The sequence below is a fragment of the Belliella buryatensis genome, assembly GCF_900188245.1.
Taxonomy (GTDB): Bacteria; Bacteroidota; Bacteroidia; order Cytophagales; family Cyclobacteriaceae; genus Belliella; species Belliella buryatensis.
The window spans coordinates 142,887-156,621 of the sequence record NZ_FZOK01000005.1; the positions used below are offsets into that span (position 1 = coordinate 142,887).

At 36.5% G+C, this 13,735-nt stretch carries 14 protein-coding genes; 7 read left to right on the forward strand and 7 right to left on the reverse strand.

All coding sequences use genetic code 11. The features are described from left to right. Positions 1 to 3: 3 nt before the first annotated feature. The 4 genes from nadE to CHB66_RS06705 are packed head-to-tail and all read right to left on the reverse strand — an operon-like array spanning position 4 to position 4,152. On the reverse strand, positions 4 to 1,851 hold the full coding sequence (gene nadE, locus CHB66_RS06690; protein ID WP_089239258.1) for an NAD(+) synthase: 1,848 nt from the start codon (positions 1,849 to 1,851) through the stop codon (positions 4 to 6). A 45-nt stretch (positions 1,852 to 1,896) separates the two neighbouring features. Continuing rightward, positions 1,897 to 2,637 (reverse strand): ribonuclease III, encoded by a 741-nt coding sequence (gene rnc, locus CHB66_RS06695; RefSeq protein WP_089239260.1) that lies wholly within the window; start codon positions 2,635 to 2,637, stop codon positions 1,897 to 1,899. 2 nt (positions 2,638 to 2,639) lie between these two features. Continuing rightward, positions 2,640 to 3,893: a beta-ketoacyl-ACP synthase II gene (fabF, locus tag CHB66_RS06700; RefSeq protein WP_089239262.1), complete on the reverse strand. Its 1,254-nt coding sequence runs from the start codon at positions 3,891 to 3,893 to the stop codon at positions 2,640 to 2,642. 22 nt (positions 3,894 to 3,915) lie between these two features. Then, on the reverse strand, positions 3,916 to 4,152 hold the full coding sequence (locus tag CHB66_RS06705) for an acyl carrier protein (protein ID WP_008629501.1): 237 nt from the start codon (positions 4,150 to 4,152) through the stop codon (positions 3,916 to 3,918). A gap of 149 nt (positions 4,153 to 4,301) precedes the next feature. On the opposite strand from CHB66_RS06705, the gene CHB66_RS06710 reads away from it, so the two are divergent. The 7 genes from CHB66_RS06710 to CHB66_RS06740 all read left to right on the forward strand — a co-directional run bounded on the left by CHB66_RS06710 (position 4,302) and on the right by CHB66_RS06740 (position 11,128). Then, a complete protein-coding gene (locus CHB66_RS06710) occupies positions 4,302 to 4,730 on the forward strand; it encodes an IPExxxVDY family protein (protein WP_089239264.1) in 429 nt (142 codons plus the stop codon). A 14-nt stretch (positions 4,731 to 4,744) separates the two neighbouring features. After that, the gene (pyk, locus tag CHB66_RS06715; protein ID WP_089239266.1) at positions 4,745 to 6,175 is read left to right on the forward strand and encodes a pyruvate kinase; all 1,431 of its coding nucleotides are present in this window, start codon (positions 4,745 to 4,747) and stop codon (positions 6,173 to 6,175) included. A 176-nt stretch (positions 6,176 to 6,351) separates the two neighbouring features. Continuing rightward, positions 6,352 to 7,785, forward strand: a complete 1,434-nt coding sequence (locus CHB66_RS06720; protein WP_089239268.1) for a fasciclin domain-containing protein — start codon at positions 6,352 to 6,354, stop codon at positions 7,783 to 7,785. A 113-nt stretch (positions 7,786 to 7,898) separates the two neighbouring features. Next, positions 7,899 to 8,939, forward strand: coding sequence for a sensor histidine kinase (locus CHB66_RS06725; RefSeq protein ID WP_089239270.1), 1,041 nt, complete (start codon positions 7,899 to 7,901; stop codon positions 8,937 to 8,939). Further along, entirely contained in the window at positions 8,896 to 9,669 is a 774-nt protein-coding gene (locus CHB66_RS06730) for a LytR/AlgR family response regulator transcription factor (RefSeq protein WP_089239272.1), read from the forward strand. The genes CHB66_RS06725 and CHB66_RS06730 overlap by 44 nt, the downstream gene beginning before the upstream one ends. A 3-nt stretch (positions 9,670 to 9,672) precedes the next feature. After that, on the forward strand, positions 9,673 to 10,035 hold the full coding sequence (locus tag CHB66_RS06735) for a hypothetical protein (RefSeq protein ID WP_089239274.1): 363 nt from the start codon (positions 9,673 to 9,675) through the stop codon (positions 10,033 to 10,035). Positions 10,036 to 10,156: 121 nt separating this feature from the next. Beyond that, positions 10,157 to 11,128, forward strand: coding sequence for a fasciclin domain-containing protein (locus CHB66_RS06740; protein ID WP_089239276.1), 972 nt, complete (start codon positions 10,157 to 10,159; stop codon positions 11,126 to 11,128). Here the strand turns inward: CHB66_RS06740 and CHB66_RS06745 are convergent. The 3 genes from CHB66_RS06745 to CHB66_RS06755 are packed head-to-tail and all read right to left on the reverse strand — an operon-like array spanning position 11,125 to position 13,729. Continuing rightward, complete coding sequence (locus CHB66_RS06745) at positions 11,125 to 12,687, reverse strand: NFACT RNA binding domain-containing protein (RefSeq protein WP_089239278.1); 1,563 nt, start codon at positions 12,685 to 12,687, stop codon at positions 11,125 to 11,127. The genes CHB66_RS06740 and CHB66_RS06745 overlap by 4 nt on opposite strands. Beyond that, the gene (locus CHB66_RS06750) at positions 12,687 to 13,454 is read right to left on the reverse strand and encodes an MBL fold metallo-hydrolase (protein ID WP_089239280.1); all 768 of its coding nucleotides are present in this window, start codon (positions 13,452 to 13,454) and stop codon (positions 12,687 to 12,689) included. The genes CHB66_RS06745 and CHB66_RS06750 overlap by 1 nt, the downstream gene beginning before the upstream one ends. Then, positions 13,451 to 13,729 (reverse strand): hypothetical protein, encoded by a 279-nt coding sequence (locus tag CHB66_RS06755; protein WP_089239282.1) that lies wholly within the window; start codon positions 13,727 to 13,729, stop codon positions 13,451 to 13,453. Before CHB66_RS06755 ends, CHB66_RS06750 begins: the two co-directional genes overlap by 4 nt. Positions 13,730 to 13,735: the final 6 nt, after the last annotated feature.

Here is a 13,735-nt window from a genome sequence, read left to right on the forward strand (position 1 = left end):
CTCTTAGATAGTATCCAATTCCCTTAACTCTTCTTCATATCCTCCTGATAAAATCGGAAATCTATACCAGGTTTTAGGATCCACACTGAACTCATCTAAATGGAAAGAAGGTGCAATTCTTTCTCTTTTCCACTGATTTCTTGACCACAACCTGAAGAATTTTTTGATATAACTTTTCAAAAGTGGTTCTTCTAATTCCAAATCTTCTTTTAAAATCAGGTATACATCCATAGGAGATCTTCTGTCTCGGATAGCGAGTTTTTCTATTTCTAATATGATACCATAGGGCATCAAATCATCTTCATCGGTTTGGTGATTATCACTTGGTCTAAGTTCGGCTGATGGCTGAAGTGCATTGACATGTTTTAGTCCGGTATGTCCCAATTCTGTCTCTGCCCAGCGAAGCCATTGAAGAATGAAAGATTTGTCAACACCAGCTATAGGAGCTATACTTCCAGAAGTATCACCATCCATTGTTGTGTAGCCTACATCACCTTCACTTCTGTTTGATGTAGTAAGTAAGAGGGCATTGTTGATATTAGCTAGCATCCAGATGATGGGTGATCGAGATCGCGCTTGGATATTTTGTAAAGCCAAATCATCTTTTTCCCACGTAAGCTTTCTACCAAGTGCATTTTCGATCTTTTCGGTGTATGACTTTACCTCGTCTGTAATTTCCCAATTGTAAAATTTCGCACCTAAACTATCTGCAAGTCCTTTGGCGCTTTGAAAAGTAGCATAGGAAGAGTTGTCTGAGGCCTGGTAAGCAGTACTGAGCAATTCGTGTACGATTTCTTTTGCAGGGTTATCCGTCTTAGGTGCTAAACTAAAATTGATTTTTCTTAAAAATTCCTCAATCCCTAATTCTGCAATCCCCCTTTTGACCATTTCGGCTACTAGGATAGCTAAAGTTGCAGAGTCAGCTCCACCACTCAGGGACAAGACAAATCCTCTACTTTTACTTTTTCGTAAGTAATCAAATAAACCGAGCGAAGCTGCTTGTACGAATTCCTGATTTTTATTGTGAATGCTTGAGATTGAAGGATAGTTTTCTTTGTCTTTATCAAATTCAAAGCAAACTATTTGGTAGTCTTGGTAGGATAGTAGTTTGTTTTTGAGAAGTAATTCTCCATCCTTTGCGACAAGCATCTCACCATCAAAAATCATCTTCCCAGCTTCGTTTCCAAGTAGGTTGATATAAAAGTAAGTTGCATTCAAAAGTGAAGAAGAGTTCTTTACAAGCTCTTCTCTTTGAATACTCTTTCCCATGGCAAAGTGACTTGCGCTGGGATTGAAAATAACGTCCATTTTTCGGTCTTTCAACCTAAACCCTGGTCTGACCTCTCCACGCCAAGCATCTTCACAGATCTCAAACCCATATCTAACCCTATTTTTTTCAAAAATTAGATCTCCTAGAGGTATGCTTTGACCAAAAAAATCGAATGAAACAATTTGATGTGCTTCCCATGGGGTAAACCATCTGAATTCGTAATGAACACCATCAATTGCCATAAACTGCTTGGCTACAAATCCCTTTAGTTCAGTATTTTCTATGATTGCCATACAATTATATACATGTTGCTGTATACGAACTGGCAATCCTATAGCTACTGTGATACCTTCACAAAGTGGGATAATATGCCTTAGCTGCTTTACTGCCTTTTGTGGATACCAATAACTAAGGTATAAATCTTCACTTCCGTAGCCAGTTATAGCTAGTTCAGGAAAGCAAAGGAGTTCTATATCTTTTTCTTTAGCTTCAGCAATGGCGACGGTTATATTTTTTAAGTTTCCTGTCCAATCCAAAGGAGTCTGGTTGACAGTAGCGCAGGCAATTTTCAATCTTGACATAATAATGACTTGATACCTAGAAACAGGAAATTCAAAGATAGTGTTCTAAATAGGGATATTTAGATTTTCGCAGGCGTTTTTAGAAGCTTCCTGCTCGGCTTTTTTCTTAGTGGCTCCTTTTCCTTGAGCGATGGACTCTCCATCCACTTTGATTTCTATCAAAAATTCTTTGAAACGCTGCGATCCACTAATGGAAAGTAAGTTGAAATCAATATCCTTTGACTCTTTTTGAGCCCATTCTATTAGCTTACTTTTGAAATTACTCGTTGTAGAAATAATGTCATCGACATCAAAATGAATTATAATCCTTTTTAGGACAAAGCGTTTGGTAAAAGCATAACCTCTATCCAAATATATGGCTCCAATCAATGCTTCTAAAGCATCTCCATTGATGGACTTGTGCCCAGCAATGTTTCGTCCTTTCAATTCTTCATTGATCAATTTAGCAAGGCCAATCTTAACTGCAATCTGATTTAGTGCTTCTCTATTGACCATCCTAGAGCGGGTTTCAGTCAAAAAGCCCTCATCTCTGTAGGGGAATTTGATGAATAAAAATTCAGCCACAATTGTTCCAAGCACAGCATCGCCCAAAAACTCTAATCTTTCATTGGATATTTTGAGACCATTAATACTTTCTTCTGCAATCGAAGCGTGTTTGATAGCGAGTTTATACAGAGATAAATTAAAAGGCTTGCTACCGACCATATGTTTGATGGCGGCAGCAAGCCTTTTTTCATTTTTATTATAAAACAGCGCTTGAATTCTGAGTAAACGTGATAGTCTCAAGGTTACTCAGTGATTTTCTTGAAAATGATAGAACAATTGTGTCCACCAAATCCAAAAGTATTACTCAAGGCAGCTCTAACTTCTCTTTTTTGAGCTTTGTTGAAAGTCAAATTCAAATTACTATCAAAACTTTCGTCATCAGTAAAATGATTAATTGTAGGAGGAATAATATCGTTCTGTACAGATAAAATAGAAGCAATCGCTTCAATTGCACCTGCGGCTCCAAGAAGGTGACCTGTCATGGACTTGGTACTACTAATGTTGAGTTGATAAGCATGCTCTCCAAAAACCTTTTGAATAGCTTTTACTTCACTCACATCACCCAGTGGGGTAGAAGTACCATGAACATTTACATAATCAATCTCTTCAGGATTCATTCCTGCATCTTCCAGTGCAAATTTCATCACATTGGCAGCACCTTCTCCTTCTGGATGCGGCGCAGTAATATGATGGGCATCCGCAGTCATTCCACCACCTACCAACTCAGCATAGATTTTAGCACCCCTTGCTTTTGCATGCTCGTATTCTTCAAGAATGATAGCTCCAGCTCCTTCACCTAATACAAATCCATCTCTGTCTTTGTCAAAAGGTCTTGAAGCAGATTGAGGATCTTCATTTCTTTGAGAAAGTGCTTTCATAGCATTAAAACCACCTATTCCAGCTTCAGTCACTGCTGCTTCAGAACCGCCTGAGATGAAAATATCTGCTTTGCCTAACCTGATGTAATTGAATGCATCTATCAAAGCATTGGTGCCAGAAGCACAAGCAGATACTGTGACAAAGTTCGGACCTTTGAATCCATACTTGATGGAAAGGAATCCTGCACTGATATCAGCGATCATCTTAGGGATAAAGAATGGGTTGAATCTCGGAGTTCCATCACCTTTGGCAAAGTCTACTACTTCATCTTGGAAAGTTTTAAGACCTCCAATTCCAGAGCCCCAAATTACCCCAGCTTTGTGTAGGTTGATTTTTTCTAGATCTAAACCTGAATCTTTCATGGCCTCTTCCACAGCAATCATTGCATACTGTGTAAACGGATCCATCTTTCTAGCCTCTTTTCTATCAATAAAGTCTTCGATATTGAGATTTTTTATCTCACAGGCGAATTGCGTCTTGAAAAGAGAGGCATCGAATCTAGTAATAGGCGCAGCACCGCTCACACCATTAGTTAACCCCTCCCAAAATTCAGGAGCGGTATTTCCTATTGGTGTGAGGGCACCTATACCTGTTACTACAACTCTTCTTAAATTCATAAATGAATTTTAAGTGATTATATTATTTTACGTTTGCTTCCAGATAGCTGATTGCTTGACCCACAGTACCGATTTGCTCGGCTTGGTCATCTGGAATAGAAATGTTGAATTCTTTTTCGAATTCCATGATAAGTTCTACCGTATCTAGAGAGTCAGCACCTAGATCGTTTGTGAAGCTAGCCTCAGGAGTAACTTCAGATTCTTCTACGCCTAACTTATCTACGATAATGGCTTTTACTTTTTGTGCAATTTCAGACATTTTGTTATCAGTTTATTTTATAACACTTCGCAAAGAAATATATTTATCCCCTTATTGCCAAAAAAAACACACAAGTAAATTCAAGATATTCCCGTACCACCTTGAAGTTGAAGGAATATTTTTAACTTTGTTTTTTAAATTCTTCCTGAATGAAGAAAACAAAATTACTTGTCGACAACCCCTTTGATTTTGAACTTTTGGGCTTTGTAGCTCCCCTCAAAGACTATAAAATGGCTTGGGTGATCAACAATTGCCTTAATATCAATTTGATTAGATCCAAGGATTTTGAGCTTCAGTTTATGGATGATACTGCCTTAATCATTTCTCAATATATGATTGAAAAAGATCATGGCTACCTCCAACTTCTTAAAAATAGATCACTAAATGAAAATGGAAGTATTAGGTATCTCGTACCCGAACTTAGAATGATCGATTACTTCCTCCTGCTTCAGGATCTGACCTTTGAATTGGATATTAATACGTATATTGAGCGCCTATCCAAGAGTCAATACATTCAAAATGTAGTGAAATTGGATATCAACAAGATTAAATCAAAAGAAAACCTGTTAACCTATTAAAACGAAAATTACCCATGAGTGTAACCAACTTTAACAAGACGAAGATTTTGGCTACTGTAGGCCCAGCCTCTAATAATGAAGAAACATTATATAACCTCGCAAATGCTGGTGCAAATGTGTTTAGATTGAATTTTTCACATGGAAATCATGAAGGTCATGCCAAAGTAATCAGCATGATCCGCAAAATAAATAAAGACCAAAACTTATCGCTAGGAATCCTTCAGGATCTTCAAGGTCCAAAAATAAGAGTAGGTGAAGTGGAAAATAATGGTGTGGAAATCAATCCCGGAGATCTGATTACCATTACCAATGATCCAGTGATCGGAACATCTAAGCTTGTCAGCACAGTTTATCAAAATCTTCCAAATGATGTAGCTACGGGGGATAGAATTTTGATCGATGACGGTAACTTGGAATTAGTGGTGAATGATACAGATGGCAAAAATGTAAACTGTACTGTAATCCATGGTGGTATATTGAAGTCAAGAAAAGGGATCAATCTTCCTAATACCAAAGTATCTGCACCATCACTCACTGAAAAGGATATTGAAGATTTAGCCTTTGGTCTTGAAAATGAAGTGGACTGGATTGCTTTGTCTTTTGTAAGGTCTGCTGAAGATATTTATGACCTCAGAAAGCGAATTGAAAAAGCTGGTAAGAATTGCAAAATCGTAGCTAAAATCGAAAAACCAGAAGCTCTTGAGAACATTGATTCGATCATTGAAGCTACTGATGCCATCATGGTAGCTCGTGGCGATTTGGGAGTTGAAGTACCGATGCAGATGGTTCCACTTTGGCAGAAGAAAATGGTAGAGAAATGTAAGTTGGCTTGTAAGCCTGTGATCATTGCTACACAGATGCTTGAAAGTATGATTGTCAATCCCCGTCCAACAAGAGCTGAAACCAATGATGTGGCTACTGCAGTATTGGATGGTGCTGATGCAGTGATGCTTTCTGCAGAGACAGCATCTGGTAATTTCCCCATCAATGCTGTGAAAGCAATGAGCTCTATTATTTCTCATATTGAAGCTAATGCAGATGTTTATCACAATCTTTATAAAATCCCAGAAGATGATAAGACTTTCCTTTCAAACAACTTGATCTTAATGGCATCTAGAATTTCTAGAAATGTTGGTGCAAAGGCTATTGTAGGTATTACATCCTCTGGATTTACAGCGTTTAGAATAGCTTCACATAGACCAAAAGCAAATACTTTTATCTTTACTAGAAATAAGCCACTCCTTACTCAATTAAGTTTGGTATGGGGTGTGAGGGCTTATTACTATGAAAGTAATGTATCTACTGATGCTACTTTCATGGATATTCAAAGACAACTAAAAACTGATGGCCATGTCAAAGAAGGTGATGTCATTATCAACACGGCTAGCATGCCACTAAAGGCAAAAGGGAAAACCAATATGATGAAAGTCCATGTAGTGGATTAAGAAAAGGTTAAATTAATCTAAAAGCAAAAGGTCATTCTTTACGGGGTGACCTTTTGCTTTTACAATTGACCCTGAAAAATCCACAATTCAACCTAGGTAATACCCCGTTGATATATGTATATACATCCATTTTTTATTCTTTGGGGTTATACAATCGAACATAAACTATATCAACTATGAAAAAAATATTCAATCTTTTCCTTGCTGGTGCAATCCTTTTATTTGCAGCTTCTTGTCAAGAAGATGAACCAGCACCACAGCCAGCCCCAGACTTAGTAAAAGCTGCTAATGCCGCTGGATTGACAACACTTCTTGCTGCGGTAGAAGCTGTGCCTGGATTAGCACCTACTTTATTAAACGCGCAAGCAATTACTGTTTTTGCTCCTACCAATGATGCTTTTGCAAATGCGCTAACCGCTTTTGAAGCTTCTAACCTTGGCGAATTAGTAGAGAAATTGGGTGGTGTGGAAAATCTCGAAACTGTTTTAGGTTTTCACGTAGTTCCTGCCATTGCTTTCGCAGCTGATTTGAATGCGACTAATAACTTTACCACTGTTTCTGGACAGGCCTTAACCGTAGCTAGAAACGGTAATGCAGTGACAGTAACAGATGCAAATGGTGATGTTGCCAACGTTGTAGCTGCCGATGTAGCAATTTCAAATGGCGTGGTACATGTAATCGATAGAGTATTGTTACCGGAAATCGATCTTCCACAGGAGCCAGCTCCAAACTTGGTAGATGCTGCAACGGGAGCAGGTTTGACCACATTATTGGCTGCAGTTACTGCTGTTGATGGTTTGGCAACTACATTACTTGGATTGGATGCAATAACAGTATTCGCTCCTACTAATGATGCGTTTGCTGCTGCCTTAGAAGCTTTCAACGCTGCAAACCTAGAACAATTAGTAGCAAGAATTGGTGGAATTGATAACCTAGAAACTGTTTTAGGGTTCCATGTAGTGCCTGCTGTAGCCTTCTCTTCTGACCTACAAGCATCAAATACTTTTACTACAGTAGCAGGTCAAGAATTGACAGTAACTGTATCAGGTTCTACTGTAACAGTCACTGATGCAACAGGGAATACAGTAAATGTAGTCGCAGCTGATGTAGCTATTGAAAATGGTGTTGTACACGTGATTGATGGTGTGCTCCTTCCAGAATTGAATATTCCAAACGTTGTGGAAGCGGCAACAGCTGCTGAGCTATCTATTCTATTAGAAGCGGTGACAGCTGCTGGCTTGGGAAGTACTTTGCTTGAAGCTGAAGAAATCACAGTTTTTGCTCCTACCAACGAAGCTTTTGGAAATTTACTTACTGCCTTGGAAGTTTCATCACTTGAAGAGCTAATTGAAGAATTAGGTGCTGAGGCAGTTGTTAAAGTACTAGGTTATCATGTTGTACCGGCTGTTGCTTTCTCTTTTGATTTGAATGAAGGTTCTCAACAGGTACCTACGCTAGCTGGCGAAAACTTGACAGTAACTAGAACAGGTAATAATGTAACTGTAACTGATTCTGCGGGAACAACTTATAATGTGGTGGCAGCTGATGTAGTAATATCAAATGGTGTTGTACACGTAATCGATGGCGTAGTACTTCCAAACTTGGATTAAATTTATTGAATATTAATGCAGAGAAGGTTAAATCTTCTCTGCATTATTTTACTTAATAATTAATTTTTTAATCTAAATTTCTGCAGAATTTCAAACCCAACAAATTTAAAGTCATGTTCAACGGCCCATATAAATTTCTTTTTCCGGGCTTATTGGCCATTTATTCCTTCATCAATATAAAGGTGCTTGATGGAGATCGGCTATATCAAGCTGACTTGCCACTTGATAAACTATTTTACATCATTTTTATACTTTGTTATGCTGTTTGGTTTGTTAATTCATTTATTGAAAAGTACAAAACCAACATAAAAATCAAGATACAGCCACTTTTATTACAATTTGGGCTCAGTATCATAGGAGTATTTTTTATCAGTTTATCTTCTATATTAATTACCGAAGCTGCTCTGGGTGAGCCTTTCAGTTATTCGTTTCAGAACTTGCTTTTGACCAGTGGTTTTGCTTTTAGAATCAATTTATTCCTCAATTGTGTTAATGCGATAATCTATTTCAGTAATAGATATAGAGAAAAAGCTGTAGAAGCGGAAAAACTTCATTCTCTCAATATAGAGGCTCAACTTGTTTCTTTAAACTCACAGGTAAACCCTCATTTTTTTTTCAATAATCTGAGTACTATTTCTTCTTTGATTCATGAAGATCCAAAGTTGGCAGACGAGTACTTACAAAAGCTTTCGATCATATACAGACATATACTTTCGACTAGAGATAAAGAATTGATTCCATTAAAGGAAGAATTGACATTTTTAGATAATTATATTTCACTTTTAAGTATCAGATTTCAAAAATCTTTGAAATTTTCAAAAAATATTTCTGAGGATTGTAAAGACTTATTTTTACCTCCTTCAGTACTTCAACTTTTGGTGGAAAATGTTGTCAAACATAACTATTTCACAGAAAAAGAACCTTTGACAGTATCGATAACATCTGATTGTGAACTGATAAAAATTCACAATAAAAAGCAGAAAAAAGATGTTGTAGAGTATTCTTCTGGTATAGGACTTCAAAACATTTCGGAGAGATATTCATTTTTAGATAAGAAGATTATCATAAATGATGAAAAAGACTATTTCCAAATAAGCCTACCACTGATCCATGAAGATAGCAATAGTAGAAGACGAGCCACTTACACTGAATAGGATTCGAAATATAATTAATGCTCAAAATTCAGACCTTGAAGTCGTTGCTACAGCTCAAAGCAACAAAGAACTTTTAGAGCTTTTACGCAGTGATGTTCAGATTGATTTGATGCTTTGTGATATACATTTGGCAGATGGCTTAAGTTTCAATGTGCTTAAAGACAATGTTATTTCTTTTCCAATAGTTTTCGTGACCGCATATGACAAGTATGCTCTTGAATCTTTTGATCATAATTGTGTAGATTATATCCTTAAACCCATTCAGGAAGAACGTTTGCTCAAGGCATTTGATAAAGTAAAAAACTTGAAGTCTCAATCCTTAGACTTAACTCAAATCAATGCTGATTTATTGAAAAATATGATTTTGGGCTATCAGTCAAAAGATTTCAAAAAAAGATTCCTGACAAAATCAGGAAGTAAAATCCGATTTGTTAACGCTCAAGATATAGCCTATTTCTATTCTTATGAAGGGATAACATATGTCTACGAAAAAGAAACCAAAAAGAAATCAATCATAGACTTCACTTTAAGTGAGCTCGAAGCACAGCATTTAGATCCTTCCAAATTTTTTAGAGTTAGTAGGTCTGTTATTATTCAATTGGATGATTTGGTGGAAATGAAACCTTATCAAAATGGAAGGATGATGCTGATGATGAACACACAACCTGAAACCGATATTATCGTAGCAAGAGATCGAGTGAATGATTTTAAAAACTGGATAAATCAATAACATATGTATAGGTTCTTTTTCACAATAGTGTTGGTATTTGGGCTGTCTTTTTCTAGTTTTTGTCAAAGTACAGAAAAGGTTAATTTAGATTCCTTGATCAAACAGGTAATTGTACTCGATCAAGAATTGTATCAAGTTCAATTGAATTTGAATCAATCTCAAAAACAACTCAAAACGGGTATTTTTATCGCCACAGTAGGATACTCTGTAACCATCTTAGGAGGACAACTACTCGGGTCTAATCCTGATTTGGGAAAAACTTTACTTTATACTGGTGGAGCTATTGGGATAGGAGGAACTTATACATTGGTGAGGGGCTTCAATAAAATCTCCCTTGGTCCACCAAGAAAAAGAGTCCATTACTGAAGAAATTATTGATTTTTTTTAATTATTACCGATCTTTTTTATATTTAACTGTAATTCAAGTACATATGAATTTTTCAGGCTAGGGCTTTCATTATTTTGTTTTCATTTAAATTGTTTAAATATGAAAAATCTAACCTTCCTTTTTATGTCTTGTCTTATTTTGATTATTAATAATTCTTGTGGAATTTTTGATAAGGAAGAAGACACATCTCATTTCCCTGTAGATGAATTAGCTAAGTTTGAAGATTTATCAAAATTCTCAGAAATATTTAATAGTCATATCACCATAGATTTCACAACTGGTAAAACTATTTTCGCACCATCTGATGAAGCATTTGAAAACTTATTTGCAACATATAAGGTCTCCACAATAGAGGAGCTTCATAGAAGAGTAGGAGGGAAAGAATATTTTGATGAAGTCTTAGAGTTTCATATTCTTCCAGAAAGGAAGAGACTTCTAGAGTTTAAAGGGGCTAGAGCATATTCTATCCATGGTCATGAATTGAGGCTTTCATATCTAAATGATACTTTGAGAATTATCAGGGATGGATTTTTTGGCTCCTCCGCTATTATCCAATATGATATTCCTGTTCACCAAGGAAGTTCTATTATCCACAAAGTTCACCGGGTATTGAGACCAAATTATGCTTCATTTGTTGAAAGGGACTTGATACAAGAAGCCAATAGATTAGGATTTCACCAGTTTTTGACTGCCTTGACTTTGATAGATGACCTTAGAGATACTTTGTTGGATCTTTCAGAGGTTACTATATTTATTCCTACCAATGCAGCATTTCAAAGACTTCTTAATCAATACAGGGTTGATAGTATCGAAAATTTGGTTGCAGCCATGGGGTACGAAAATTTTAAAAAAATGATGTTATATCACATTATACCAAAAGTAGTATGGTTTCCTGAAAGAAATTTTGAATATGCATTTCAAACAATGAATGGTTTTCCTGTTCATATAAGGAGATCAATTTTTGCAAGCTTGATTTATGATCTCAAAGGGAATGCCGTATCTATTTTAAGTATTGATAATAATTTTAAAAATGGGTACATGCATGTCATTGATTATGTTTTACAACCTTAATCTTGGGGTCCTCGAGGCACGACCATCATAACTTTCTCTTTGTCGACCATTACTGCACCAGGAGCAGCTCCTTTTACTTTTCTGACAAATTTCACAGGTGTATAGATGATCGGAGCTATACTTTCATTTTTGTTTTTGGAGTAATAGGCTGCAAGTTCTGCTGCTTTTTCTAATACAGTTTTTGGGAAATTTAGCCCAGACTTATATTTAATGATGACATGAGAACCTGAGACATCTTTGGCATGCAGCCACAAATCCTCTTTCCAAGCAAAATACCTCAGCATCTCATCATTTGATTTTGCTGATTTCCCAATCAAAATCTCAAATCCTTCAAACTCAAACCTCTTGAAAGGAACCTGCTCTTGTTTTTCTTTTTCTTTCGATAGAAGTTGATTTTGTTTGATAAAACTTTTCAAATCCTTGAAGTGAGTAATATCCGAAAGCTCTGCTAACATAGCTTGGATGTTTTCCAGGAGAGCTTCTTTATCAGCTAAATTTTGGTAAAGTTGATCGATCTCTATTTTCCTGTTTTTTGATTTTCTGTATAGATTTTCCGCAAATTTTTGTGGGCTAAGACCTCTTTTGAGCTTAAATATCGCTTGCTCTTGGGTGTAGAAGTTAAAAAGCTCGACCTCTTCAGCGCCTTTAGGGATTTGGTGTAAGTTGGCCATAATCACATCCGCAAGCTGCGAGGGAGCAGTCTCTTTTTCAAGTGAATTGAGCTTTTCAGTTGTTTTGAGAATGTAAGCTTGAGACTTCTTCTTTTGATCTTCAAAGCTTTTTACCCAATACTGCTTTTCTTTTTCAAATGCCTGAATGACTACCAAGTATTTGAACAATTCATTGCATGCAGCAATTGGGTTAGATGATTGATATAAAGGCTTTTTTTCCGGTAGCAAGCTTAAGCTATGCCCTGTATGACCTTTGACAATGGAATACAAAGGTGAATCCAGCATATCCATCATTGACTGCATCAATTCCCACTTCTTATCAAGACTTGCTTCAATGTACCCTTGAGTTTTTAAATGTTCTCTCGGGATTTTCCCAAGTGTAGGAAGAAATTTTGAAGCATTACCTTCTAGAGCTATGAAATTAGCCTTACTCAAGTCTAGATTTTTTGCTAAAACATGAAGCTGTAGCTGATGATCATCTTTGATTTCATTTCTAAAAACTCGTGTAGGCAAATCCTCGCCCTTTCGATAGTAGATCACATTGCTCCTGGTTCCATGCAATTTGAAAAGTAACTTATCACCCGATTCCATTATACATACAAATGCCCTTTCAAAAGGAATTACTTCTATTTTTGAAAATTTTTGGCCTAGTAACTCAGGGAACAAGGATACTGTATTTCGTTTGCCTCGTTTAAATTCATCCGGAAAAGATAGGCAAGAGATACTTGGTAGTAAATTAGCTCGAATGTAGATTTCTGAATCATCTATGATGCACCCAATCACCAATTCATCTTTATTTTGAGAAAAACACGTGACAATCTCTGCATCCCGAAAAGAAACATTGAGTTGAGGACAAAGGAATCTAAGAAAATGATAATTGAGATGCATTAGGCAATATCAATTTTCAATCCATCAAAAGCTAATCTAATATGATCTGGCAATTGCTTTTCAACATCAGCATGGGTACCCAATTTATGGCTGATGTGTGTGAAATATGCCTTCTCAGGTTTCAAAAGTTCAACCATAGCAACAGCCTCTTCTAAAGTGAAATGAGAAATATGATGGTTCAATTGGAGCGCATTGAGTACCAAAACTTTACTACCCTTTATTTTTTCTAGCTCTCTGGGAGCAATAGTCTTTGCATCTGTGATATAAGTGAAATCCCCAATTCTAAATCCCAATACAGGTAAGCGATAATGCATGACTTCTATAGGCTGGATTTTGACACCTTCTACTTCAAAGATCTTCTCTTTAGATATCGTTTTGGCCATTACTTGAGGTACGCCTGGATATTTGACTTCTTCAAAAATATAAGAAAATTCTCTTTTGATCTGATTCAATACTTTAGTTGTAGCATAGACTGGCATGTCTTTCTTTTGCATGAAGTTAAAAGGCCTGATGTCATCCAATCCTGCAGTATGGTCTTTGTGTTCATGAGTGAATATCACAGCGTCTAACTTATTGAATTGCTCTCTTAGCATTTGAGCTCTGAAGTCTGGCCCAGTATCTATGACCAAGCTTTTACCCTCAATCTCTATATGAATGGAGGATCTAAGTCTTTTGTCCCTAAAGTCGAGGGAAGCACATACAGGGCAATTACAACCGATGACTGGTACGCCCTGTGAAGTTCCTGTGCCTAAAAATGTTACTCTCAAAGTTTCAAAACGGTTTGTTGTAATTCACCGAGGAAGTCTTGATTCTTTTTATCTGTAAATTCATTGGGCTTGAAACTTAGCTCTTTGATGATATCTACCAAAGTATTAATCTTTCCTTCCAAGGTGTAGTATTTGTTGATGATGACGATTTTGTTATCCTTTAGGATACAATATCCTGATTTGAAATTCCCTTTTTCATATCTCAGAATATATTCAGACGAGGCAAATAAGTTCTCGAGTTTGTCGAGGTAGTTCTTTGTATACTTAACTGCCATGATTCA